General features: G+C 60.3%; 23 protein-coding genes and 1 tRNA gene. 4 read left to right on the forward strand and 20 right to left on the reverse strand.

Features of this window, described 5'->3' with window-relative positions; translation table 11 throughout:
• Positions 1 to 17: 17 nt before the first annotated feature.
• From ACRANW_RS09870 to ACRANW_RS09895, 6 genes are all read right to left on the reverse strand, one after another.
• Positions 18 to 93 (reverse strand) — tRNA-Lys (locus ACRANW_RS09870).
• A gap of 127 nt (positions 94 to 220) precedes the next feature.
• Positions 221 to 1,354 (reverse strand): rod shape-determining protein RodA, encoded by a 1,134-nt coding sequence (gene rodA, locus ACRANW_RS09875; RefSeq protein ID WP_479431627.1) that lies wholly within the window; start codon positions 1,352 to 1,354, stop codon positions 221 to 223.
• Entirely contained in the window at positions 1,351 to 3,486 is a 2,136-nt protein-coding gene (gene mrdA / locus ACRANW_RS09880; RefSeq protein ID WP_479431628.1) for a penicillin-binding protein 2, read from the reverse strand. Before mrdA ends, rodA begins: the two co-directional genes overlap by 4 nt.
• Positions 3,486 to 3,911, reverse strand: a complete 426-nt coding sequence (locus ACRANW_RS09885; protein WP_479431629.1) for a rod shape-determining protein MreD — start codon at positions 3,909 to 3,911, stop codon at positions 3,486 to 3,488. The genes mrdA and ACRANW_RS09885 overlap by 1 nt, the downstream gene beginning before the upstream one ends.
• A gap of 128 nt (positions 3,912 to 4,039) precedes the next feature.
• Entirely contained in the window at positions 4,040 to 4,987 is a 948-nt protein-coding gene (locus ACRANW_RS09890) for a rod shape-determining protein MreC (protein ID WP_479431630.1), read from the reverse strand.
• 35 nt (positions 4,988 to 5,022) lie between these two features.
• On the reverse strand, positions 5,023 to 6,066 hold the full coding sequence (locus ACRANW_RS09895; protein ID WP_479431631.1) for a rod shape-determining protein: 1,044 nt from the start codon (positions 6,064 to 6,066) through the stop codon (positions 5,023 to 5,025).
• Between the two features lie 205 nt (positions 6,067 to 6,271).
• On the opposite strand from ACRANW_RS09895, the gene mutL reads away from it, so the two are divergent.
• Complete coding sequence (mutL, locus tag ACRANW_RS09900) at positions 6,272 to 8,125, forward strand: DNA mismatch repair endonuclease MutL (RefSeq protein WP_479431632.1); 1,854 nt, start codon at positions 6,272 to 6,274, stop codon at positions 8,123 to 8,125.
• Here mutL and ACRANW_RS09905 read toward each other — a convergent pair.
• The 13 genes from ACRANW_RS09905 to ACRANW_RS09965 all read right to left on the reverse strand — a co-directional run bounded on the left by ACRANW_RS09905 (position 8,122) and on the right by ACRANW_RS09965 (position 18,031).
• A complete protein-coding gene (locus ACRANW_RS09905; RefSeq protein WP_479431633.1) occupies positions 8,122 to 8,931 on the reverse strand; it encodes a DUF1206 domain-containing protein in 810 nt (269 codons plus the stop codon). The genes mutL and ACRANW_RS09905 overlap by 4 nt on opposite strands.
• 152 nt (positions 8,932 to 9,083) lie before the next feature.
• Positions 9,084 to 10,301: an alkaline phosphatase family protein gene (locus ACRANW_RS09910; protein ID WP_479431634.1), complete on the reverse strand. Its 1,218-nt coding sequence runs from the start codon at positions 10,299 to 10,301 to the stop codon at positions 9,084 to 9,086.
• Between the two features lie 56 nt (positions 10,302 to 10,357).
• Positions 10,358 to 11,458, reverse strand: coding sequence for a redox-regulated ATPase YchF (gene ychF, locus ACRANW_RS09915; protein ID WP_479431635.1), 1,101 nt, complete (start codon positions 11,456 to 11,458; stop codon positions 10,358 to 10,360).
• A 67-nt stretch (positions 11,459 to 11,525) separates the two neighbouring features.
• Positions 11,526 to 12,527 carry an SDR family oxidoreductase gene (locus ACRANW_RS09920; protein ID WP_479431636.1) on the reverse strand — a complete coding sequence of 334 codons (1,002 nt, stop codon included), beginning with the start codon at positions 12,525 to 12,527 and terminating at the stop codon, positions 11,526 to 11,528.
• A gap of 141 nt (positions 12,528 to 12,668) precedes the next feature.
• The gene (locus ACRANW_RS09925; protein ID WP_479431637.1) at positions 12,669 to 12,872 is read right to left on the reverse strand and encodes a PEP-CTERM sorting domain-containing protein; all 204 of its coding nucleotides are present in this window, start codon (positions 12,870 to 12,872) and stop codon (positions 12,669 to 12,671) included.
• A gap of 160 nt (positions 12,873 to 13,032) precedes the next feature.
• Positions 13,033 to 13,602: an aminoacyl-tRNA hydrolase gene (gene pth / locus ACRANW_RS09930; protein ID WP_479431638.1), complete on the reverse strand. Its 570-nt coding sequence runs from the start codon at positions 13,600 to 13,602 to the stop codon at positions 13,033 to 13,035.
• An 89-nt stretch (positions 13,603 to 13,691) separates the two neighbouring features.
• A complete protein-coding gene (locus ACRANW_RS09935; protein WP_479431639.1) occupies positions 13,692 to 14,318 on the reverse strand; it encodes a 50S ribosomal protein L25/general stress protein Ctc in 627 nt (208 codons plus the stop codon).
• A 115-nt stretch (positions 14,319 to 14,433) separates the two neighbouring features.
• Positions 14,434 to 15,336, reverse strand: coding sequence for a TraB/GumN family protein (locus ACRANW_RS09940; protein ID WP_479431640.1), 903 nt, complete (start codon positions 15,334 to 15,336; stop codon positions 14,434 to 14,436).
• 40 nt (positions 15,337 to 15,376) lie between these two features.
• Entirely contained in the window at positions 15,377 to 16,285 is a 909-nt protein-coding gene (locus ACRANW_RS09945; protein ID WP_479431641.1) for a TraB/GumN family protein, read from the reverse strand.
• A gap of 61 nt (positions 16,286 to 16,346) precedes the next feature.
• Positions 16,347 to 16,997, reverse strand: a complete 651-nt coding sequence (locus ACRANW_RS09950; protein WP_479431642.1) for a hypothetical protein — start codon at positions 16,995 to 16,997, stop codon at positions 16,347 to 16,349.
• A complete protein-coding gene (locus ACRANW_RS09955; protein ID WP_479431643.1) occupies positions 16,984 to 17,178 on the reverse strand; it encodes a helix-turn-helix transcriptional regulator in 195 nt (64 codons plus the stop codon). The genes ACRANW_RS09950 and ACRANW_RS09955 overlap by 14 nt, the downstream gene beginning before the upstream one ends.
• Positions 17,175 to 17,639 (reverse strand): hypothetical protein, encoded by a 465-nt coding sequence (locus tag ACRANW_RS09960; protein ID WP_479431644.1) that lies wholly within the window; start codon positions 17,637 to 17,639, stop codon positions 17,175 to 17,177. The genes ACRANW_RS09955 and ACRANW_RS09960 overlap by 4 nt, the downstream gene beginning before the upstream one ends.
• Positions 17,639 to 18,031, reverse strand: coding sequence for a hypothetical protein (locus tag ACRANW_RS09965; protein WP_479431645.1), 393 nt, complete (start codon positions 18,029 to 18,031; stop codon positions 17,639 to 17,641). The genes ACRANW_RS09960 and ACRANW_RS09965 overlap by 1 nt, the downstream gene beginning before the upstream one ends.
• Positions 18,032 to 18,460: 429 nt before the next feature.
• Here ACRANW_RS09965 and ACRANW_RS09970 point away from each other — a divergent pair, with 429 nt between their 5' ends.
• The 3 genes from ACRANW_RS09970 to ppdK all read left to right on the forward strand — a co-directional run bounded on the left by ACRANW_RS09970 (position 18,461) and on the right by ppdK (position 24,330).
• A complete protein-coding gene (locus ACRANW_RS09970; RefSeq protein ID WP_479431646.1) occupies positions 18,461 to 19,393 on the forward strand; it encodes a glycine--tRNA ligase subunit alpha in 933 nt (310 codons plus the stop codon).
• Positions 19,393 to 21,582 (forward strand): glycine--tRNA ligase subunit beta, encoded by a 2,190-nt coding sequence (glyS, locus tag ACRANW_RS09975; protein WP_479431647.1) that lies wholly within the window; start codon positions 19,393 to 19,395, stop codon positions 21,580 to 21,582. Before ACRANW_RS09970 ends, glyS begins: the two co-directional genes overlap by 1 nt.
• A gap of 81 nt (positions 21,583 to 21,663) precedes the next feature.
• Positions 21,664 to 24,330, forward strand: a complete 2,667-nt coding sequence (gene ppdK / locus ACRANW_RS09980) for a pyruvate, phosphate dikinase (protein ID WP_479431648.1) — start codon at positions 21,664 to 21,666, stop codon at positions 24,328 to 24,330.
• On the opposite strand, the gene ACRANW_RS09985 is transcribed toward ppdK, so the two are convergent.
• Complete coding sequence (locus ACRANW_RS09985; protein WP_479431649.1) at positions 24,327 to 25,091, reverse strand: class I SAM-dependent methyltransferase; 765 nt, start codon at positions 25,089 to 25,091, stop codon at positions 24,327 to 24,329. The genes ppdK and ACRANW_RS09985 overlap by 4 nt on opposite strands.
• Positions 25,092 to 25,143 lie beyond the last annotated feature (52 nt).

The raw sequence follows: 25,143 nt of genomic DNA on the forward strand, positions 1-25,143 counted from the left end.
AGATCGATCTGGGAAGGTGGTGGACGCACTTGGGCTCGAACCAAGGACCCGCTGATTAAGAGTCAGCTGCTCTACCAACTGAGCTATGCGTCCATTCCGGCATTCCCGCGAAGGGCCGGTCTCCGCGTCCGAGCGGCGATGCCGTGCCTCGATTCGCGTGAGGGGCTGCGTTTAGCGCGTCTGAGTCTGATGGCAAGCGGATATTCTCAGAAAGCGTTGTTCAGACCGTTAGGCCCCGCCGCGGAGCGACCTGGTTCCAACGATTCACCATCATGAGAAGGCCGATACAGATCATGTTCGTCATCATCGACGAGCCGCCGTGGCTCATCCACGGAAGCGGGATGCCCTTGGCTGGCGCCATGCCCATCACCATCAGCAGGTTAATTGCGATATAAAAAAAGATCGTTGCCGTGGCTCCGGCTGCCAGCAGAGCACAAAAGCGGTCCTGCGACTGATTTGCGACCTTCCAGCCCCATCGCAGGATCAGCGAATACATGGCCAGGACGAAAAGGCCGCCGACGAGGCCCCATTCCTCGGCCATGCTGGCAAAGACGAAGTCGGTGTGCGGCTCTGGCAGGTAATTGAGGTGGCTTTGAGTGCCGTTGTTGAAGCCCTTGCCGAAGATCCCGCCCGATCCGATCGCGATCTTTGATTGCGCGATGTGATACCCGGCACCCAAAGGATCGTTCTCGGGATCAAGGAAGGTGGTCACTCTTGCCTGCTGATAATCATGAAGCGCGAAGAAATAGACCAGTGGCATGGCAGCAATGCCCAGCCCTCCGGCAGTCAGGAACCACCACAAGGGCAGACCGGCAAGAAACATGACCACCACGCCCCCAAAGGCAATAGCGACGGATGTCCCCAGATCTGGCTGCAACAGCACAAGCCCAATAGGAAGGAAAATAAGCATTCCTGCAGGAACAACTGATCGCCATGACCCGATCATCCCGGAAGGCAACGTTTCGTAGAAGCGCGCCATCGCCAGCACCACTGCAGGCTTCATCAGTTCTGATGGCTGAATACGGATCGGTCCAAATTCAAGCCAGCGCTGGCTCCCTCCGCCAACCTGTCCAACGATCTCCACAGCGAGCAGCATAAGAAGGACGACCAGATAGGCGGGATAGGTCAATAACCGCACGGCCTCGCGCGGGAGCATGGCAATGATCGCGGTCATCACAGCAAAAACGGAAAACCGGATGAAGTGCGACAGGGCAAAGGGCTGCATCGCACCGCCACCGGCAGAATAGAGGACCAGACCGCCAAAACAGGTCAGCAAAACCAGCGGGATCAGCATCTCCCAGGGCTGGCGTGCGATCGGTTCGGGCACAATACCGCGCGCAGAGAGGCTGTTCATTCGCTGACCTCCACAGGCGGTGTCGCCGTGGCAGAGGGCGGAGATGGTGTAGCTTGCGGCAGTACGGCTGCACCGGGCGGGGTGCCCGAAGGGTTGGCTTCGGGCCGCGGGGCAATCACCTCGTCAGCGATAGCTTCAGGCAGGGTGGCTGCGCGCCGGGCTTCAGCCTCAACGCGGTCGAAGATCTCTTCCTCGCGGCGCGGTGGACGTTTGACGGCAGCCCCACGCTCTGCGGCATAAGCAGCATATCGCCTTTCAAGCCTTTGCTGAGCGGTCCCGCCCCATTGCTTTTCCAGCGTATCCAGCGCTTCTAGACCCTTGGCGGGGTCGAACATGAATGTCATCACATCCCGCGCAATCGGATAGGCCGCGCCTGACCCGCCGCCATGTTCGATAACCACTGCTCCGGCGTAGCGCGGATTGTCATAGGGCGCGAAAAAGATGAACAGGCCATGGTCGCGATATTTCCAAGGCCCCGTCTTTCCGTTGGATTTGCTGAGCGAGACAACTTGGGCCGTACCGGTTTTGCCAGCGATCTGTACGCCATCAATCGGCAACCGGGCACGCCCGGCAGTACCAGGTCCGTTAACCACATCGCTCATCGCCTGGCGCACATATTCAACCTGCTCCATCGGAAAATCGATGTCGTCGAAGCCCTTTGGCTTAGTTTCCAGTGTCAGGCGCGGCATCACGTGCCGGCCCGTGGCAATCCGCGATGCCATAACCGCAAGCTGCAGCGGGCTTGAAAGCATGTACCCCTGACCGATTGTCGCATTGACTGTGTCAAAGGTTTGCCATTCACGGCCCCACTTCTTCATTTTCCAGTCGGGGTCTGGCACCGTTCCATAGAATTGGCTGGTGACCGGAAGCGGAAATTCTTGCCCCATTCCGCAACGCCGCGCCATGGCAGCGATCGGATCCATGCCCACGCGCTGCGCCATGGAATAGAAGTACACATCGCAACTTTGATAAATGCCCTTGGCCATGTCGACCGCGCCATGGCCACGCCGATTCCAGCAGCCAAATACGCGATTGCCGACGCGCAGACCGCCGCCGCAGAACACGGTTTCCTTGGGGTCGACCCCCGCTTTCATCAATGCCATCGAAACCATGGGTTTGACGGTTGAACCAGGCGGATAAAGGCCCTTCAGCACCTTGTTACGAAGCGGTACGCGTTCGTCTTCGCGCAGCATTGCGTATTCAACGCCGCCAATCCCGTCGGAAAATGAATTGGGATCGAAGCTGGGCATTGATGCCATGCACATGAGATCGCCGGTGCGGCAGTCCATCACCACCACGGAACCGCTTTCAAGCCCGATCCGGCGCGCAGCGTAGTCTTGCAGCGGCCCATCAATGGTCAGCCGGACAGGTGGGCCTTGAATATCCTCCCGGGTTTCAAGATCGCGCACGATCCGGCCCGAAGCCGTCACCTCCACCCGCCGCGCGCCCGGAACCCCGCGCAATTCCTTTTCGAATTGCTTTTCAAGCCCGTCCTTGCCGATCTTGTATCCCGGTGTGATCAGGAGGGGATTGGGCTCTTTTTCATATTCCTCCGATGACGCGGGCCCAACATAGCCGATGAGGTGACCTACGCTTGAGGCGGTCGGATAGAAGCGGGAAAATCCGCGCTGCGGTACCACGCCGGGAAGGTCAGGCAGACGCACGCTCAACGCTGCGAATTGTTCGTAACCGAGGCCGCTTGCGACCTCGACTGGTTGAAACCCGCGCGAGGTTGACACCTTATCTTTGATGTCGGCGATGCGAGACGGTTCAAGCGACAACAACTCACCCAGCCGATCAATCGTTGCATCGGCGTCTTGTAGGCGCTCTGGAATGAGATCGACCCGGAAGTCAGCGCGGTTCGAGGCAAGCGGTGCGCCATTGCGATCGAGAACCCAGCCGCGCCGTGGCGGGATCAGCGTAAGGTTGACCCGGTTGCTCTCTGATTGCAGTCGATATTTTTCGTTCTCGGCAATCGCGAGATATCCAAGCCGAAGCGCCAACAGCACGCCAATCCCGCCCTGCACAGCGCCGACGATAAGCCCCCTGCGCTCAAAACTGCTGCGCAGGATCGAGGCATTGATCATTCGCGGCGCGCGCTCTGGTCCATCGCGTAAAAACGGGATCTTCATCAGTCGATCTTTCGCGCGCGTGCGAGACGAAAGCGATCGAGGCCGGCAACCATGCGCGCAATAATCGGGTAGAGCAGCACTGAGAGCAAGGGCTGCGGCAGATTAATGACAAGCATTTCCGGGGTCAGGGCCGCACCTGAAAAAAGCAGGGCCGCGAACCAATAAACCACCGCCGTGATCCCGACCGTGAACCAGTCCTGCCAAAGTCCCCGCCATGGAAAGCGGGTTTCAATCATCTCAATCACGATCATGGCAAGGGACCATAGCATGATCGCACTGCCAAAGGGCTGGCCGCTCACAAGATCGTCAAACGCACCCAACGGTGCGCCAGCCCATAAAGGCAACAATCCGGGACGAAGCATACGCCAGGTTAATAGCAGCAAAAAGCCGAGCGATGGCAGCAGCGGCATCACATCGGCGATCAACAGCACTGGCAGCAGGGAACCAAGCATGATTGTGAGATAAGGCACGCTGAGCGCGCGCAGCGGGGAGGGCGCACGATTGATCCGCCGACCATACACATCCGCATGGGCGCGGGGATCAAGCCGCTCCATTATTCGTCCTCATCCGCAGCACCGGGCGACTGGGTGATCGTTGCAGAAGCGCTGGCTGAAGCTTCTGTACCGGACGCGTTCGGTTCATCCAATTCAGCCACGGCGGCGGGCTGAAAAACAGGTTCTACCGCCACAAAATTGGTGGCGCTGGGCTCCGCCACGAGCCGCGCGATCCCGCCGTCGGGCGTTATTTTGGCGATCACCGCCACCGCAACCCCGGGCCGGTAATATCCGCCTGCTCCACTTGTGACCATCATATCGCCGACCTTCAGCGGATTGACCCCAAGATTGACCAGCCGGATCCGCAACAGGCCGTCTCCGCGTCCTTCGGCGAAGGCGATGATATTATCCTTGGCACGCCGCACCGGAAGAACGCTCTCGCTGTCGGTGAGCAAAAGGACGCGTGCCGATCTGCGTCCGGTTTCAAGCACGCGGCCAACGACGCCGCGTTCAGACACAACCGCCATTCCAGGCTCGACGCCGTTGTTTGCCCCTGCACTGAGGTAAGCATGCCGCCGCCCGCTGGTGGCTGTTGAACCGACGAGACGTGCTGTGACAACTGGCTTTGCTGCGCCTTCCTTGAGCGCCAGCAAGCCTTTGAGGCGCAGATTTTCAGCCCGGACCGCATCGGCTTCTGCCAGGCGGATCCGCGCAATTTCCAATTCACGGCGCAAAGTTGCGTTTTGCTGACCCGCTTGAAAATAGCCCGAAATGTTGGCGAAAAGGCCTTGGGACTCAGAACGCACAACCGCGGTGCCCGACCCGACCGGCGCAACCACATCGCTGGCCACGCCGCGCAAGGGCGCAAATGCTGTCGGTTGCCAGAGCGATAGCGCCAGCAAAGCAAGACCAAGCACAACACCCGCGCCCGCCAGCACATAGCCGGTGAACGCGGAATATTGCGCCTTCTTCGAAAAGCCCGATCGGCGCGAAGAGGGGGGCGCCATGGCTTAAAGTCCCTTCTGGATTACATGCGGTCGCGTCACGCGGTCATCAGGACGCCGCGATAGATCGGATCTTCCATCGCCCGTCCCGTGCCGATGGCGACACACAGAAGCGGATCTTCGGCAACCGAAACTGGCAGGCCGGTCTCTTCACGCAAATGCTCGTCGAGCCGCCGGATCAAGGCACCGCCGCCAGTGAGCACTATACCCTGATCGACGATGTCCGCCGCCAATTCAGGCGCCGTGTTTTCCAGCGCAATGCGGACGCCTTCCACGATGGCGCCGATCGGCTCACTCAACGCCTCGGCAACATGAGCCTGATTGATGGTGATCTCCTTGGGCACGCCGTTGACCAGATCGCGGCCCTTCAGCGTAATTGTCTCACCAACGCCGTCTTCGGGGATCATGGCGATCCCGTAATCCTTCTTGATTCGTTCAGCCGTGGCGTCACCGATCAGCAGGTTGTGGTGGCGGCGGACATAAGAAACGATCGCTTCGTCCATCTTGTCGCCCCCGGTGCGTACCGAAGTGGTGTAGGCAAGCCCACGCAATGACAGTACCGCAACTTCGGTCGTGCCGCCGCCAATATCGACCACCATTGAACCGACGGGTTCTGTTACGGGCATGTCAGCGCCAATGGCTGCAGCCATCGGTTCAAGGATCAGATGCACGTCCGATGCACCAGCGTTGGAGGCCGCATCACGGATCGCACGTCGCTCCACCGAGGTGGAGCCTGAAGGCACGCAGATCACGATTTCCGGGTAGCGGAACATGCTCTTCTTGCCATGCACCTTCTGGATGAAGTGCTTGATCATCTGCTCGGCCACTTCGATGTCGGCGATCACGCCATCACGCAACGGACGGATTGCTTCAATGCTGTCGGGTGTCTTGCCCATCATCATTTTGGCATCATTGCCAACCGCTTTCACCCGGCGAATTCCGTTGATTGTCTCGATTGCAACCACCGACGGCTCATTCAGGACAATGCCCTGATCCTGCACATAGACCAGCGTGTTGGCGGTTCCAAGATCGATCGCCATGTTTTGCGAACGAAACTTGAAGAGATTGGACAAGAAGCTCATCTGTGGTGGTGTTCCAATGAAGGCGAAGCAGAGGGCGCGGGCGGGTGTTTTCGAGACGGCTACGAAGAAATCCGGCCCGTGTATGACATGACAGCGCGCGCCTAGCCAATTCGCGGACAAAAGGCCAAAATATTTGTCCACTGCCATGGCGATTTCCGGCGGTGCGCCCTCGAAATTGCGATGTCTGAAGGCTAGCGTGCGACAAATGCCCGAAATCCGCCGCCTCCCTTCTGTGCTTGTGAACCGTATTGCTGCGGGTGAGGTGGTCGAACGACCTGCGGCTGCGCTGAAAGAGCTCATTGAAAACGCCATTGATGCAGGCGCCAACCGAATCGGCGTCGCAGTATCCGATGGGGGGTTGGCCCGGATTGAGGTGGTCGATGATGGCTGCGGAATGGAGCCCGACGGTATCGCGCTGGCGCTTGAACGCCATGCCACCTCCAAACTGCCTGACTCGCTTATCGGTCCCCAAGGCGCGATTGAGCTTGTAACGACATTGGGGTTTCGGGGCGAAGCGCTGCCGTCGATTGCCAGTGTTGCGCGCCTCACGATCGAAAGCCGCGAAGCCGGCGCATCGCAAGGGTGGAGGCGGGTGGTCGATCACGGTTCCGTGCTCGCCGATGAACCCGCCGCCGTACCGCCCGGTACGCGTGTGCGGGTGGAAGAACTGTTCGCCAGGATTCCCGCGCGCCGCAAGTTCCTGCGCACGGCGCGCAGCGAATATGCCGCCTGTCTGGATGTGGTCCGAAGGCTCGCAATGGCGCGGCCGGATATTGGCTTCACGTTCGAAACCAGCACCGAAGCGGGCAAGCGAACGGTGTTGTCCTTGCAGCCCGGCGAAGAATTGGCGACCCGTGTTGCGCGGATCATTGCGCATGAATTGAAAGACAATTCGGTCGCGATCGAGCAGGAACGCGATACGCCCCACGGGGTGATGCGTCTGACCGGTCTTGCGGGCTTGCCGACCTACAATCGCGGGGTTGCCGATCACCAATATCTGTTCGTCAATGGACGGCCTGTGAAGGACCGGTTGCTGGTCGGGGCGGTGCGCGGAGCCTACGCCGATATGCTGGCACGGGATCGCCACGCGGTGTTGGCGCTGTTCCTCGATCTGCCACCGCAGGATGTCGACGTGAACGTCCATCCTGCGAAAACCGAAGTTCGCTTCCGCGACAGTGCCGGGGTGCGCGGCTTCATTGTCTCAGGCTTGCGGCAGGCATTGGACACAGGTGATCGGCGCAGTGCGCAAGGGCCGGATCGCGGTGCCATGGGGCGCTGGGTGAGCGAACCTGCGGTGCCGACGCCTCCCGCATCATCGGCGCTCGAAAGCATCTTTTCGGGCCGCGATTGGAGCGCGCAACAGCCGCGTTTCAGCGATGCGCGATCAGCTTGGAATGGCCCGCTCGCTGAACCGCACGGTCGCGCCGAGGAAGCTGTGTCTGTCCCCGATGATGCACAGCGATACCCTTTGGGAGTTGCCCGCGGGCAGGTTGCCAACACCTACATTGTTGCAGAATCGGCAGATGGCCTGGTGCTGGTTGATCAACACGCGGCGCACGAACGGCTGGTTCTCGAACGTCTGCGCGCCGCCGGGGCCGACGCTGCCAACCGTCGAAGCCAGGCCCTTTTGGTGCCCGATATGGTCGAACTGGACGAGGTCGATTGCGACCGGTTGGAAGATGCCGCCGAGGGCTTGGCGCGCTACGGCCTTGTGATTGAACGATTCGGACCATCGGCCATGCTTGTGCGCGCGCTGCCCGCTGCCCTTCCCAAGGCGGACGGCGCGGCGCTGTTGCGGGATCTTGCTGATGACATCGCGAAGCACGGCAAGCAAGAAGACAGCGGCGCGCTGTTGTTGGCAGAGCGGCTCGAACTGGTTCTTGCGACCATGGCCTGCCACGGTTCTGTGCGGGCAGGGCGCACCCTCAGCGTTACAGAAATGAATGCTCTGCTACGCGAAATGGAAGTGACGCCGCGATCGGGCCAATGCAATCACGGACGCCCGACATGGGTCAAATTGTCGATGGAGGACGTCGAAAAACTGTTCGGTCGGCATTAGTCCAATCGGAATTTCGGAATACCGGCATCGGGATCGATTTCCGGGATGATGCGATAACGCGCCAGAATCAGGCTGAAAGCGCCAAAGATCAGCAGGCCCAGCGCCGTAAGTGTGAACAAGGTCCCCGTGCCCGCGAGATCCGCCAGTGCCGTTCCCAAAGAGCGAACCCCGCCGGCGCCGCTTGCCATGAAGCCTGCCTTGACCAACGACCATCCGATCACGGCATAGACAACGCCGCGCGCCGCAAAGCCTGCGCCACCCAACATTCGCGTGAAAGACGGGGCCGCACCGGAAATGCGTTGCATGAAATCGCCCGTCACCGCCTTTTTGAACTGGAAAACGGACGTCAGGAAAAAGGCGAGGCCAAGGACACCCAAAGCCAGCTCGCCAAGCGGCAGGCCGAGCACCCCTGCGGCTGCGGTCTGTGCGCCATCGCCCGAACCCCCCGGTACGCTCGTGGCAAACTTGTAAGCCGTCCAGGCGAGCGCAAGATGACCGATGCCCGAGCCTGCATGGCCAATCCGCTTGCCCCAGCCCTTCGCATCAGAACCGCTATTCTCGATATCGAATACGGGCGAGGCAAATCGGAACAGAGCGTAAGCCAGAAGGCCAACCACCATTATCCACAGAACAACTGTGCCGGCAGGAAAATTCTCAATCGCCTGAAAGATGCAGTCGGTGCCTTCGCTGATGGCGCTCGCGTTCGTGAGGGCGATCATTCCGAGCATTACGTAAAGCAACGCGCGCGAAAGATATCCGGCACGCACCAACCATTCGAATTTCTCGGATTTATCGATCACGGTCATTTCCCTGGTTCAGCATTAAGCAGGCAAACTGAATCGAACGCGTCGATGTTCCCTTAACCTGCGCGCAAAGCCGAAGGGTTTATCGAGGTTGAGCCACAGATCCGCCTGAGGCTTGCTATTTCATGTTAATCACGCAAGCTCATGCCGCCATGTTAGCGGCGCAGAGCGGCGCTTACATCAGCCAACGTGCCATCGGCGTCGGGGTCTTCTGGCAAGCCAATCGCGGCGCGCAACAAAGCCGCAACCGCAACATTGTCGAACACGGCCATGCGGTGACCTTGCGAAAACGCGGGACCAGTGGCGATGAACAGCGCCAACATTTGCGGATCGGCATTGTCGTAACCATGCGCACCGCCAGAGACGGGGTAGTTTGGCTCACCCGAAAGGATCGTCCACCCATTTTCGGCGATACAGATGATCGCCGCCACGCGCGGATTGCTTCCGTAGTGGAGGCGTTCAGGCAATTCTTCTTTTCGAGCGCAGGTCATGTGTTCGTGTGGCACCAACAACGCCTCGGCAACACGGGTGTCGGTGCCGGTAACCGGCTCAACCGCAGCGTAGGGACCAGTCTCGACCGCGATATAGCTGTCACGATCGATCAGTTCGTCGAGTCGGATGACACGCCCCGCGTCAACCTCACGCATCCCGTGATCAGCCACGATTACGAGATTTACCGTTACGTCGAGGTCCGCAAGACCGTCCACCAGATCGCCGATCCGCGCGTCGATTTCGGCAATGGCGGTGTTCACTTCTGCACTACCCGGGCCGAAGCGGTGGCCTTGCGTGTCGACGGTATCGAAATACAGCGTTGCGAAAACCGGGCGGATTGCTGCTGGTCGCCGCATCCAGTCCAGCATCGTGTTGACCCGCTGGGTGTTGCTCACATTCTGGTCAAACCGAAGCCAGTCGCTGGGTCGGACGCCGTTGATCGGCACTTCGCTACCCGGCCAGAACATGGTCGCGGTTCTGATGCCTGCGCGCTCGGCCGTTACCCAGATAGGTTCCGCCTCGTTCCACCAGAACGGATCAAGCGCCTGCCGGGCGTTGCCCAAACTGAAAATCTGACCAGGCCGGCGCGGATCGATCATCGAATTGCCCACGATGCCATTACGATCGGGCCGCTTCCCGGTCACGATGGCGTAGTGATTGGGAAAAGTCTTGGTTGGAAAGCTCGGCCGCATGTCGCCGCTGGCACCATTCGCGGCCAGGGCACTGAGACGCGGAGTTATGCCACGCTCCAGGTAATCAGGGCGAAAGCCGTCGATCCCGATCAGGATCGTAACCGCACGCGGTGGAGCAGGGCTGGTGTCGTCAGCCGCAAGCGGCGCGGGCAGCAATAGCGCGGCGAGCAAAAGCAGGAAACGATGCATGGCAGAACCCTTAATCGCGTTGCGCGACAATTGCGCGACCACGCGTCTTGTGACGGTCAGACGTTGAACTTGAACAGCAGCACGTCACCGTCCTGCACCACATATTCCTTGCCTTCTTGTCGCAATTTGCCCGCTTCCTTTGCACCGGCTTCGCCGCCGAGTGTAACATAATCCTCGTAAGCGATGGTTTCGGCGCGAATGAACCCGCGTTCGAAATCGGAGTGGATTTCGCCAGCCGCCTGCGGCGCTTTCGCGCCATCCGGAAAGGTCCAGGCGCGGGCTTCCTTGGGGCCGCAGGTAAAAAAGGTCTTTAAAACCAGCAGCTTATATCCGGCCCGGATCACGCGGGCAAGGCCACTTTCACTCAGGCCGAGGGCTTCGAGGAATTCACCACGGTCTTCAACCGGCATGGTTACCAGATCCGCCTCTATCGCCGCCGATACGACCACGGCTTCGGCGCCTTCTGCCGCTGCCTTGGCAAAGACTTGCGCGGACAGCGCATTTCCCTGCGCCGCATCTTCTTCCGCGACATTGCACACATAGAGCACCGGTTTGGCGGTAAGCAGCTGGGCCTGCTTGAACAGGCGCTCTTCCTCCTCGTCGCCTGGCACGGTTAGCCGCGCAGGCTTGCCTTCGCGCAGGAGTTCCAGAGCTTGTCTGAGCACGCTCGCCATGGCCTTGGCTTCCTTGTCGCCCGCCGCGCCGCGCTTTGCTGCTGCCGGCACGCGCTTTTCGAGGCTCTCCAGATCGGAGAGCATCAGTTCGGTCTCGACCACTTCAGCGTCAGCAATCGGATCGACCTTGTTGGCGACGTGCTGGATATCACCATCCTCGAAGCAGCGCAGCACATGGACGATGGCGTCCACTTCGCGGATATTGCCGAGGAACTGGTTGCCGAGACCTTCGCCCTTGCTCGCCCCTTTCACAAGGCCGGCGATGTCGACAAAGCCCAACTGCGTTTCGATGATCTTGGCGCTTTTGCCGATGGCCGCGATCTTCTGGAGCCGATCATCGGGCACCGCGACTTGCCCCACATTGGGTTCAATCGTGCAGAACGGATAGTTCGCGGCCTGTGCAGCCTGCGTTTCGGTAAGCGCATTAAACAAGGTGGACTTGCCCACGTTGGGCAGGCCGACGATTCCGCAACGGAAACCCATGATGTGTACTCTTCACTAGCTGGAAAGCGGTGGGCCTTAGCGGGCGAGCGGGGCGCTGGCTAGAGCCTCACCTTTGATGCACCGCGCGGATTAATGGGCCAACCGCAGGTGACGCGCCGAGCCATTCAGTCTGCACCCGCGACGTCAGATCATTTATCGGCACCTGTGGCTTGTTGCCCGGCGATACCGGCAGGCGCAGCGGGCGGGTGCCGGGGGGCTGCGCGATCAAACCTGCAATCGCGCGTGCCACGTCCATCGGGTCATTGCTGCGGCCCGATCCGTCTTCGGTCCCCATGCGGGCAACCTGTTGCGGGTAGCCATTGGTATGCACGGCGGCTGCCCGCGCTTTCAGGTCCAAGGAATAGGCGTTGCGGTTGACCCACACTTTGGTGGGATAACCGCCGGGTTCGATGATCGAGACGTCGATATTGTGCGGCACCAGTTCGTAGGCGAGCTGTTCGCTCATGGCCTCGAGAGCAAACTTGGTGGCGGAATAATGCCCGGAATAGGGCGCGATGACTCGTCCCAGCTGGCTCGAAATCTGGATGACCTGTCCGGCGCCCTTGGCCCGCATCCCCGGCAACACCGCACGCGCCATGCGGTGCGGGCCAAAGACATTGGTTTCGAACATCAGCCGGGTGGCCTCCATGTCCTGCACCTCGACGGGCGAGGTGATGCCGATTCCGGCATAATTCACCAAGACGTCGATGCCGCCGCCAGCAATCTGCTCCGCTTCGGCAACGCCCTTGCTTACCTGATCTTCGGATGTGACGTCGATCGCAAGGACGTGCAGATCGAGCCGCTCGTTCAATGCGAGAGCCCGCAACTCATCGGCTTCGGGCCGGGGCAGGTTGCGCAGCGTAGCGAACACTTTGGCACCCTGCCGTGCCAGCAATTCGGCTGCCAGCCTTCCAAAGCCGGAGGAGCATCCCGTAATCAGGACGCTTTTGCCTTCAAAGCTATGCCGGGGCGAATAAACCGGGTCAGCAGCACGGACTCGCACAGTCGCGGCAAGCGAGGCGGTGGCGGCGGCGCCTGCAAGCAGCGAGCGACGGTCGAGGCGGGTCATGTCGATATCCCTAGCGGTGGCTGGTCCGTCCAAGGATATTGGGTTCACGCTAATGTGCAAGCCAGTGCAACACTGCATTGGCGATCATGCGGGGCGTGCAGGGCCCGAGGCGGTTTCCCGCCCCGAGCTTCGATATGTGCGTCAGTCCTGCGTTTTGCGACGACGACGAGCCATCATGAAGGCAGCCGCACCCGCCCCAAACAGAACGATGCTGGAGGGTTCGGGCACAGCTGTTCCGCCGCTCGACGATCCACCTGAAGAACTGCTGCCGGGCTCGGTCGGGGGCTCTTTCATCGCCTGCGCCGGAACCGCAAAGGCGGCGCCAAACAGTACGATCGCGGTCATTCCCGAGAACGCCTTACCACATGCTTGCTTTATCAACGCCGTCATCATCAGCCCCTGTCGCTGTTCGAAACCTATGGCGAGATGTTTACAAGAAACGCAGTATCTTGTCGCAGGGTTAGGCCAGTGGTGTCCCTAATTGGTGCATCCGCGCGCCGCATGGTTAGCCTTGCATTCGAAGCGCCACGTCATTCATGAAGCGTACGTCGTCTTTTTGTGCCAGCCAACCGGCTTCCGCGCCAAGGGCACCCAGCATGGCTATCAGATCGTCTTGTTCATCCTTGGCATAATTGCCAAGCACGTGGCCGGTTACGCGGTCCTTGTGTCCCGGATGGCCGATGCCCAGGCGAATGCGACGAAAGTCGGCGCCGCAATGCTGGTCGATCGAGCGCAGGCCATTGTGCCCGGCATGACCGCCGCCTTGCTTCACCTTGACCTTGAAGGGCGCAAGATCAAGCTCATCATGAAATACAGTCAGAGCGTCGGTTCCAAGTTTGTAGAACCGCAATGCCTCACCAACCGCACGGCCACTTTCGTTCATGAATGTCGCGGGCTTGAGCAGCAGCACTTTCTCGCTGCCGATGCGTCCTTCCTGAACCCATCCCTGAAACTTTGTCTGGACCGGACCAAATCCGTGCATGTCTGCAATGACATCAGCCGCCATAAACCCGATGTTGTGGCGATGAAGCGCGTAGCGCGGACCGGGATTTCCAAGGCCGACCCAGATCTGCATGGCATGTTCCTAGCTGCGACAGACAAAAAACGAAACGCCGGACTTCTTCCGAAGCCCGGCGCCGTACGATCTTAAGAAAAACCAGCCGCCTATTCGGCTTCGGTTTCCTCCGGTGCTTCTTCTTCGGCATCGGTCCCGCTACTCTTGAGCGCAGACGGAGCAACCAATGTCGCAATAGTGTAATCGCGGTCCGTGATCGCGCTGGTAACGCCCTTGGGCAAGGTCACTTCGCTGATGTGGATCGCATCGCCAACATCCTTGCCGGTGACATCGATCTGAATGTCATCGGGAATGCTGGCGTTCGGGCAGAGCAGCTCAAGCTCGTGACGCACAACGTTCAGCACGCCGCCCTTCTTGAGGCCGGGTGATGCATCTTCGTTGATGAAGACCACGGGAACCTGCACTTGCACCATGCTATCGCCGGTCATGCGGAGGAAATCGACGTGAACCGGGCGGTCTGTCACCGGGTTGAACGCCACATCCTTGGGCAACGTGCGAACGGTCTTCCCACCGATCTCGATATTGACGATCGAGTTCATAAAGTGACCGGTGTTCAACAGCTTCACCAGTTCCTTCTGCTCGAGATGGATCATTGTGGGTTCTTCCTTGCCGCCATAAATGACTGCAGGTGTCCGACCATCGCGACGAAGTGCACGGGAGGCTCCCTTGCCAGCCCGTTCGCGCGATTCAGCCGGCAGGTTCAGAGCGTCGCTCATTATCGTGCCTTTCGAATGCAGGTTGATTGTGTGTCATCGCGCGCACCGCCTCCAGGGATGACCGGTGCTACGAAGCGTGAGCCAATAGAGACACCTTTCCGGATTTGCAACCGATTCAGGGCAGGCGCTTGACGCGGTATCCCCGTGCGGCGAGCAGGCTTACGAGGCCATCCGAGCCCACCAGATGCGCCGCGCCCACTGCGATCAACGGACGTGGTGGCTTGGCAAGTGTCGCATTTAACGTCGCAGCCCAGCGCCGGTTGCGCGCCACCAACAGCGCCTCACGAACGGCCGGATCGGCCAAGATGCCGGTGCGCCTCGATTGTTCAATGGTATCGACGTCACCGGCCAACCAGGCACGCTGAAGGCGCGCGGGATCCCGGCCCGTATCCCCTGCCTCGCGAACCACAGCGGCTAGCATGGCGCGCTGTTGCGCTTCGGGCAATCGATCGAAGATCGAAAGTTGCGCCCGCACCCCTTCCAGTTCCAGCACCGATCGGCTGGCGAAGTCGCGGATTAACGCACGGTCTACGCCATTGGCCGGATCGCCGACCGCGCTGACCCGTGCCAGGACAATTGCGGCGGCCCACGTCTCCAGCGTGGCAAAGCGTTGCGCGCTGGCCCCGGCACGTTCCATCAACAACCCCAAGGGTGTGACAAGATCCTGTGGCACTCTTTGCGCGAGCGGTGGCAGGCCTTGCGTGGTGCTGAGAGTCGCAAAGGTTGAAGCAACATTTTCGCCATCGTCCAGGTTGGCAATTTCGACGACCAGCAAATCGGCCTCGGCAATGACCCGCGCAACCTCGCTCGTCTGCCAGTCAACACCTTGGGGGAGGGCATGGATGGTGCCCATCATCCAGCCTTCAACCGTACCATCGGCCGATGCAATTTCGTAAAGCAGCGGATCGGGCGCAGGGCCATCATATGCATCGCCGGATGCATCGCTGCATCCGGCGAGAACTATTACCCCAAGGGAGGCGAGAAGCCCGGCCGCAATTAAGCGTTTAATTCCGGCCAATCCCGCCCGCCCTTTCAAGGTCATTGTGCCAAACCGCGGATCACTTGACCCGGCTCGTGGTGATGCCCTTTTCTGCAAGGTAATCCTGCACGCTTTTGGTGCCGGCCAGGTGGCCTGCGCCTACCGCAATGAACACCGTGCCAGGCGTGTCGAGACGGGTGCCGATCCACTCGGCCCAGTTGGCGTTACGGCTGTAGAGCAGAGCTTCAGCCACAGCCGGGTCGGTCATGCCTTCGTTCATGACTTCCGCCAGAGCATCGGCATCGCCCTTGACCCACTCGGCGACCATCCGATCGAGCATCGGCTTGACCTCGTCGATCCCGGTTGCAGCTTCCATCAAGAAGGCGACTTGCGCGTCCTGTTCCATCCCGTCAAAAATGCCGAGCTGAAATTCAGCGGTTTCAAGCGCGTCCTTCGGCATCTCCGGCACCTTGGCCAGCAGGATCTTTTCCACGCCGCTTGAAGGGTCGTAACCCTGCTGCATCAACGGCAGGATCGAAAGGGTCAGCCCTGCAAGCCACGGCTTGAACGGATCAAAAGCTTCCGCCGGAGCGCCGATCTTCGCCATCGCAGCGGTATAGGCCTCGGTCTGTTCGGCGGTGAGCAACGAACGCAGCGTCGTGCCAGCGGGGAGCTTACCCTTGGCCATGGTCAGCTGCTGAAGCGCGGCTTCGCTTTCGGGGTCCATGGGAATTTCGGTGACGATGGTGTCCGACCCGGTGAGCGCTTCGGCAATTGTGGCATCGTACCATTCGATCTCCTTGGGCAGCACGTGCACAGTGCCGAACAGGTAAATGGTCGTGTCTGCGTCGGCGACTTTCCACAAGGCTGGCCCGTTGGTCTGGACAGCGGTTGTCGTGTGACCAGCATGTTCGTCGGCCATCGCCGGGCTCGCAGCGAACAAGGCAAGGGGAGCCGCGGTCAGCGAAAGCAATTTGGCAAGTTTCATTCGTATTCTCCTCAGTGTGTCATAGGGAACGGAAAAAGTATGCGTAAAGACATAAGGCGGTTCAGAAATAGCGCCTGATAAACCAAACGATGCACCACACAGCGCACACGGCCAATACGACCAGCATTGGCTCTTGCGGCGCAACCCAGCCTGCGCGGCTCGCGATCCACCACGCTGGAGCCAAGAAGATATAAGCATGGACTGCGATCATCGCGCCATCGCGATAGGCACCGGCTTCGTGCTCGTCGATCTTGCGCCACCATAACCATGTCAGCAACGGGCCAACGATCATCCACAAGACAATGGCAAAGATCGCAAGGCCGGGTTGGATCGGCGTGTTGGCCAAGATATCGCGCGAACCCTCGTCCGCCGAAATCAAAACAATCGCTAAAGCCACACCAAGCAATGCGGCCGCGCCAAACAGATTGCGGGCGCCTTTGACGCGGGGCGATAGTGGTTCATCGATCCCGCGCGGCCAAAACCGCCATATGCCGTAGCCCACCAGCGCCCCTGCACACAGCATCGCTGCGAGAATGGCGAAATCTACCAGTTGCAGATCGTCCTGCTCGATCAACACGCTTGTATGGCCCGCGATCATGCCCGCGATGATCACCAGTGTGATGCCACCGCCAATCCCTAACAAAGCCCGCTTGAGAATTACGACACCATCGGATGGCTCGCCGGAAGATTGCTCGAGATCAGATTTCGTCATCAAAAATCTCCTCAATGCGCATGTCAAACAAACGCGCGATGCGGAAGGCGAGGGGGAGGGAAGGGTCATGCTTGCCGGTCTCGATGGCATTGACGGCCTGGCGCGACACGTCGAGCCGCCCGGCAAGCTCCGCCTGTGACCAATCGCGTTCGGCACGCAGGACTTTGAGGCGGTTTTTCATACCTCGTCAGCCGCTCCGGCCCTGTCGCGCAGCCATTGAAAGGCGAAACCGGCGTAAAAGGCGAGGCTGAGTGAAAAAGCCACCACAAGACCATCGGTCGCGATCAAGGCTGTAACCCCCGATGGTTCGCGCGTTTCGCCACTGCCAAGGATATAGCCCAGCCTGCCGGCCACATCTCCGGAAGCCAAAAGAAACAGCGCCATAAGGTAGGCAGCAAGGATCGCGCTCATCCGGCGCAGCCCTGTATCCATCAGGCTTCGGAGATATTCGTCCGCGCGCGATCCGAAGGCGACACCTAGCGGCCCTCCTGCAATCGCCCCGTAAGCCATAGCCGAGAGCAGATTATCCATGCCGATAAACAGGTTGGCAAAACTGAAGATCGCCCCGCCTGCGCCAACCCACATCATCCGATACTGATTGCTGCGGTCGTTCTCGTCGATCGCACCGGGCTTGAGAGGCATTATCGGTCTCCCAGCAGGCGCTTGGCGAACAGGCCGATATAGAAAGCGGTGATTTCGAGCGTGAGCACCGCATCGGCAGAAACAGGGTTCTTGGCCTCGCTATCCGTGATCCCGGCGATGAAGCCGGCCGCAAAGGACAGGCCCAAGGCAATGACCAGCATCGACCCGAAGGCGGCGCTTGCTCCTGAATTCCACAGGCCTTCGGTATATTCATCAGCCTTGCGTGTCCAAAGCAGTCCAAGGCTGGCGACCACAAGCAGGATTGTCCCGAACACGTCGAGACCCGCAAAACCTGATAGGCCTTTTGCGGCGCCATACATCAGCAAACCAGCCAGCCCGGCCCAGCTGGCTGCCATGAAGGTGCTGGCCTTACTGATACGGGTTCTGGCCATACGCTCAAAAGCCCAGTGCGATGGCGATTTTGGACATGATTGTGCGAAACGCAAAGCCGGACGCGCCCAGCAAGGCCATGGCCTGCCATGTCCGGAGGCAGATCGCTTCGTTCAGGGATTTCATGGTCTTTCCTTTCAATTTAGAACGGTCAAAAGGCAGACGGCCATCAGGAGCCAGAACACGATCTCATCATCACGGGTCATGGTGTTGCCGCATTGTTGCTGATTGTCTTGATCCGGTTTCATGTCTTTCATCCATCAGGTCCACCTGACGATATGTCAGGTATGCATGACTATATGTCGTGATTCGCTGACTATGTCAAGATGACCTTACTTTGTGTCGCACCTACATGACCAATGTGTGGGTCTGCGGGCGTTGCTGCGCTGCGGCATTGACGCTCGCAGGGCGTTCAGCCATTGCGAGCAGCCATGATTGCCGTCCCTTCTTATACCCCCGCACCGCGTGATCCGGCGCGTTCGTTTCAGGATATGATCCTGACGCTCCATGACTTCTGGAGCGCCGAGGCGGGCTGCGTGGTTCTTCAGCCCTATGATATGCGCATGGGCGCAGGCACCTTCCACACCGCGACCACTCTGCGCGCACTCGGTCCTGAGCCGTGGAACGCGGCCTTCGTGCAGCCCTGCCGCCGCCCCACCGACGGGCGCTATGGTGAAAACCCCAACCGGCTGCAGCACTATTACCAGTATCAGGTGATCCTGAAGCCTTCACCCGGCGACATCTTGGACCTGTATCTCAAAAGCCTGAGCGCGATCGGCATTGACCCGCTGGCCCATGACATCCGCTTCGTCGAAGACGATTGGGAATCGCCCACACTCGGCGCATGGGGGCTGGGCTGGGAGGTCTGGTGCGACGGTATGGAAGTCACCCAGTTCACCTATTTCCAGCAGATGGGCGGGTTTGATTGCAAACCGGTCGCCGGCGAGTTGACCTACGGGCTGGAACGTCTCGCCATGTACATTCAGGGCGTGGACAACGTCTATGATCTGGCATTCAATTCTGCGGGAACCTCATACGGCGACGTATTCCTCGAAAACGAGCGCCAGATGTCCAAATGGAACTTCGAGGTTGCCGATACCGACGCGCTGTTTGACCTGTTCGCCAAGGCCGAAGCTGAGTGCCGCAACGCGTTGGACGCGGGCGTGCCGATTGCCGCTTATGAACAGGCGGTCGAAGCGAGCCATGTGTTCAATCTGTTGCAGGCCCGGGGCGTAATCAGCGTGCAGGAACGCGCCAGCTACATGGGCCGGGTGCGCGATCTGGCGCGTTCCTCGTGCGAGGCTTACGCAGCCAAGATGACGCCGGGTTGGGAAGCGAAATATCCTGGCTGGAGCCTCGTGTGATGGCTGACTTCCTGCTTGAACTGCGCAGCGAGGAAATCCCTGCCCGAATGCAGGCCGGGGCGAGGGCCGAACTTGAAAAGCTGTTCCGCCGCGAATTGAGCGCGGCGGGCATCACCCTTGGCGATCTCACCATCTGGTCGACCCCGCGCCGCCTTGTGCTGATTGCACACGGGCTGCCGCTGGCGACCGAGGCGGTAAGCGAAGAGGCCAAAGGCCCGCCCGAAGGCGCGCCCGATGCCGCGATTGACGGGTTTTGCCGCAAGCTTGGCATTACCCGCGATGCTTTGACCTTGCGTGACGTCAAGGGCCGTATGACCTACTTTGCGGTGATCGCGCAGCCGGGCCGGGCCTTGGCCGATGTGCTGGCCGCCGCGATCCCGGCGATCATCCGCGACTTCAGCTGGCCCAAGTCGATGCGCTGGGGCGCCGCTTCGATCACCACGGACTCCTTGCGTTGGGTGCGGCCACTTTCGGGGATTGTCGCGCTGCTGGATGGCGAAGTGGTGGCGTGCGAGGTTGACGGCATCGTTTCCGGCGCTGCCACAATGGGGCATCGCTTTCACCACGAAGGTCCGATCACCATCGGCAGCGCCGGCGACTATGCCGAAAAGCTGCGCGCCTGCCATGTGATCGTCGACCACGAGGAACGCGCCGCCATCATCCGCGACGGCGCGGCCAAGGCTGCGGCTGACGCGGGCTTGTCGCTGGTGGCTGACGAAGGCCTGGTGATCGAGAATGCGGGCCTGACCGAATGGCCCGTGCCGCTGCTGGGCCGCTTTGACGAGACCTTTCTCGATGTGCCGCCCGAAGTGATCCAGCTGACTGCGCGGGTGAACCAGAAATATTTTGTATGTGAACGACCCGACGGCAAGCTCGCCAACGCCTTCATCTGCACCGCCAATATCGCCGCGAACGATCCGGCAGTGGTGGTGGACGGCAACCGCAAGGTTCTGGCCGCAAGGCTGTCCGATGCGCGGTTCTTCTGGGAGCAGGATCAGAAGACTCCGCTTGCCGTTCATGCGGAAAAGCTATCGCGGATCACGTTTCACGAGAAGCTGGGAACCGTTGCCGACAAGGTCGAGCGCGTCGCCAAGCTGGCGCGGTGGCTGTGCGAGGAAGGGATTGTTTCAGGCGATCCCGCACTGGCCGAACAGGCCGCGCGGTTGTGCAAGGCTGATCTGGTCACCGAAATGGTCGGCGAATTCCCAGAATTGCAGGGGCTTATGGGCGGTTATTACGCTGCCAAGGAAGGTCTGCCGCGGGAAGTTTCGGACGCGATTCGCGATCACTATAAGCCGGTCGGGCAGGGCGATGAGGTGCCGACCGCGCCGGTGACGGTGGCGGTGTCGCTGGCGGACAAGCTAGATACGTTAGCTTGTTTTTTCTTAATCGGTGAGCGGCCGACTGGCTCGAAAGACCCTTTCGCTCTGCGGCGAGCCGCGCTGGGGGTAATTGCGCTCATTCGTTCGAGCACACTTCGGGCATCAATGTACGACATGTTTTACGCCGCAACTCCGGTCATTGAAGGCCAGGATATGGGGCGCATCGTCGCAGTGGACTACTTGAATGATTTCTTTGTTGAGCGTTTGAAGGTTCAACAGCGTGAAGAGGGCACAAGGCACGATCTTATTGACGCTGTCGCAAATATGGGCGGCGACGACGACATTGAGGGAGAGCGAGACCTCGTCCGCCTGCTCGCCCGCGTCCATGCGCTGCAGGCTTTCGTCACCACCGAAGACGGCACGAACCTGCTCGCCGGCTACAAGCGCGCGGCCAATATCCTCAAGAAGGAAGACTGGCGCGGGATCGAAGGCGAAATCGCGCAGACCGGCGAGGAAGATCCGCTGGCGATGGTCGATGATCCCGAGATGACAGCTGTGATCGCCGCCAAGATGGCCGACCGTCACGCTGCCGAAAAGCACCTTTCCTACACGCCCGAACCGGCCGAACAGGCGCTGATTGATGCGCTCGATACCGCGGCCCCGCGCGCCGCTGCGGCGGTGGAAGACGAGCGGTTCGCCGATGCAATGGCTGCGTTGGCCACCTTGCGCGCGCCGATCGACAGGTTCTTTGAAGCGGTGATCGTTAATGACGCGGATGCGAACAAGCGGCAGGCGCGCCTTGCTTTGCTGGCGCGTTTCCGTGATGCGGTGCACCGGGTTGCCGATTTCAGCCGGATTGAGGGGTAGCGATTTTCCGTTTCCTGGACTGTGTCTCATGTGTCTCACGGTTCAGCCTTCCCATGGCGAAACTTAACAGGATGAAGTGACGTGCAAACAGTCTATCCCTTTGGCGGCAGCGCCGCGCACGACGATCTCCGCCAGAAGGACAAGACCGTTTCGGGAGGGAAGGGCGCCAACCTTGCCGAAATGGCTAGCATCGGCCTGCCGGTGCCGCCGGGCTTCACAATCACGACCGAAGAATGCGTGCGTTATCTGCAAGATGGCGCGGACTTCTCTGAAGGTCTGCGAAGCGCGGTGGTCGCTGCGCTGACGCATATTGAAGCAACCGTGGGCAAGCGGTTTGGTGACGCCGCCGATCCGCTGCTGGTTTCGGTCCGCTCGGGCGCGCGGGTGTCGATGCCCGGGATGATGGATACAGTCCTCAACCTCGGCTTGAACGATGCGACCGTCGCAGGGTTGGCCGAGTCGAGCGGGGATGCGCGCTTTGCGTGGGATTCGTACCGCCGGTTCATCCAGATGTACTCCGACGTGGTCCTCGGCCTCGATCACGGGTTGTTCGAAGAAGCACTGGAGATCGTCAAGGAAGACAAAGGCTTCTACAGCGATACGGAGTTGACGGCTGAAGATTGGCAGGCGCTCGTCACCCAGTTCAATGGCATTGTCGAAGAAGAACTGGGCCGCCCGTTCCCGCAAGACGTCCATGAGCAATTGTGGGGCGCCATTCGCGCTGTGTTCAACAGTTGGGACAGCGACCGCGCCAAGGTCTACCGCCGCTTGAACGACATACCGGGCGACTGGGGCACCGCAGTCAACGTGCAGGCGATGGTGTTCGGCAACATGGGTGACACCAGCGCCACCGGCGTCGCCTTCACCCGCGATCCGGCGACCGGGATGCGGGCCTATTACGGCGAATATCTGATCAACGCCCAGGGCGAGGACGTGGTCGCGGGCATCCGCACCCCGCAATATCTGACCAAGGCTGCGCGCGAAACAGCAGGTGCCAAGCCACTGTCGATGGAAGAGGCTCTGCCCGACGCCTACACCGAACTCGCCCGCGTGTTCGACCTGTTGGAACTCCACTACAAGGACATGCAGGATATTGAATTCACGGTAGAACGTGGCAAGCTGTGGATGCTTCAGACGCGTTCGGGCAAGCGCACGGCCAAGGCTGCGCTCAAAATGGCGGTCGACATGGTCGAAGAGGGCCTCATCGACGAGCGCGAGGCTGTGGGTAGAGTTGATCCCATGGCGTTGGATCAGCTTCTCCACCCGACGCTTGATCCGAAAGCGGAACGCAATGTCCTGGCCACCGGTCTACCGGCCTCGCCGGGAGCGGCTGCGGGCAAGATCGTGCTGGATGCTGACACGGCCGAGCAGTGGGCCGGACGCGGCGAAAAGGTGATCCTGGTACGGGTTGAAACCTCGCCAGAGGACATTCACGGGATGCACGCAGCGCAAGGCATTTTGACAGCGCGTGGCGGCATGACCAGCCACGCGGCGGTGGTGGCGCGCGGTATGGGTCGGCCTTGCGTATCGGGGGCAAGCGGTGTTTCCATCGACCGCAAGGCGCGCACGTTGCGGATCGGCCAGACCGAGCTTGCGGAGGGCGATGCCATTACCCTGGATGGGGCAACCGGTGAGATTATGCTGGGTATTGTCGCAACGGTGGAGCCGGAACTGGCGGGCGATTTTGGTACGCTGATGGTGTGGGCTGACAAGCTGCGCCGGATGGGCGTGCGGACCAATGCCGAGACACCTGAAGATTGCCGCATGGCGCGACAATTTGGCGCCGAGGGCATCGGGCTGTGTCGCACCGAACATATGTTCTTCGAAGCGTCACGTATCTCGCTGGTACGACAGATGATTCTCGCCGATGACGAGGCCGGTCGGCGCCGTGCCCTCGAAAAGCTGCTGCCTGAACAGCGCGCGGATTTCACCTCGATCTTCGAGGTTATGGCGGGTCTGCCTTGCACGATCCGGCTGCTCGATCCTCCGTTGCATGAATTTCTGCCCCATGCCGACGAGGACTTCGCCGAACTCGCCGATGCAACCGGGCTTGGGGTCGATCACCTCAAACGGCGCGCAGGCGAGTTGCACGAATTCAATCCCATGCTGGGCCATCGCGGATGCCGATTGGGCATCACCTTCCCCGAAATCTACGAAATGCAGGCCCGCGCCATTTTTGAAGCAGTGTGCGCTGTAAAGATCACGAGTGGAGAAGCGCCGCTGCCCGAGATCATGATCCCGCTGGTCGCGACGAAGCGTGAACTTGCTATCTTGCGCACACTTATTGACCGGGTGGCCGAAGCTGTGTTCGCTGAAGTCGGCACGCGGGTCGAGTACCTCGTCGGCACCATGATCGAATTGCCGCGCGCAGCGTTGATGGCAGGCGAGATCGCGGAAGAAGGGGAATTCTTCAGCTTCGGCACGAACGACCTGACGCAGACCACTCTGGGCGTGTCACGCGACGATGCGGCGCGTTTCCTCAGCGTGTATGTCGACAAGGGGATTTTCCCGCGCGATCCTTTCGTCAGCCTTGATATCGAGGGCGTCGGTCAGTTGGTTGAACTCGCAGCTGAACGGGGCAGGGCGACCCGGCCCGATATCAAACTTGGCATTTGCGGAGAGCACGGCGGTGATCCGGCCAGCATTGCATTTTGCGAGAAGGTTGGCCTCGATTACGTCAGTGCCTCACCCTACCGCGTGCCGATTGCGCGGCTTGCCGCAGCCCAGGCGGCCCTGAAGAATGCTTAAGTGCCCGCCAGAGATCGGCGCCCCGTCAGCGTGATGATTTCAAACGTCTCAGCCGTCTTGCCATCGGCATCGGCCTGCATGGCAAAGGCGGTCCGTGCGCGGGCGAGCGCGTTTTTGCCGAGCGCAGTGGCCGGTTTGGCCAAGGCATTTCCCAGACCGTGATCGCGAAGATCGGACACAACCCGATCAAACGATGAATAGCGCACGGTAAGTGCATGCGTATCGACCACTGCGTCCTTCCAACCGGCGCGTTGCAGCAATCCGGGCGCTGCGCGCGGATCAACCAGAGGGTGAATGCGAGCAGCCGGCCGATCCGGTTCCGCGGCAATCAAGGCCGCGCGCAGGGCAGGCAAGCTCCGTCCACCGACAAAGTGCACCATTACGAGGCCGCCGGGCGCCAAGGCCGAACGCAAATGGATTAGAGCACCGGGCAGATCGTTTACTGCATCGAGCAAACCCAGCACAGCGATAAGCTCAAATCCTCCTGCCGGATGAGGAGCTTCAAGATCAAGCGCTTCCGGCTCTTCAACCAACGCTCCATCGGTGCGCAAAGCGGGTGCAAGACTTCTTGTCCAGTCACCCAGCACTAACGCACGGGTTGGCTTGTGCCGCAAAAAGGCGAGGCGTTCGCGCGTATCATCGACCATGTCATCAATGATGAAACGCGCAGAACCGCTGGCAGTCGCTCGACTTCGTGCACGCTTCAGCCGCAATTCGCGGCGTTGTGAACTGAAGATCGTCGGAATTTTTTGGGAGTTCATTCGCTGGGCTCTGCCTTGCTTGCAAGACCAGCGCAAGCTGTGCGACTAAGCA

The sequence above is a fragment of the Erythrobacter sp. 'gip.4 top 5' genome (genome assembly GCF_056495765.1).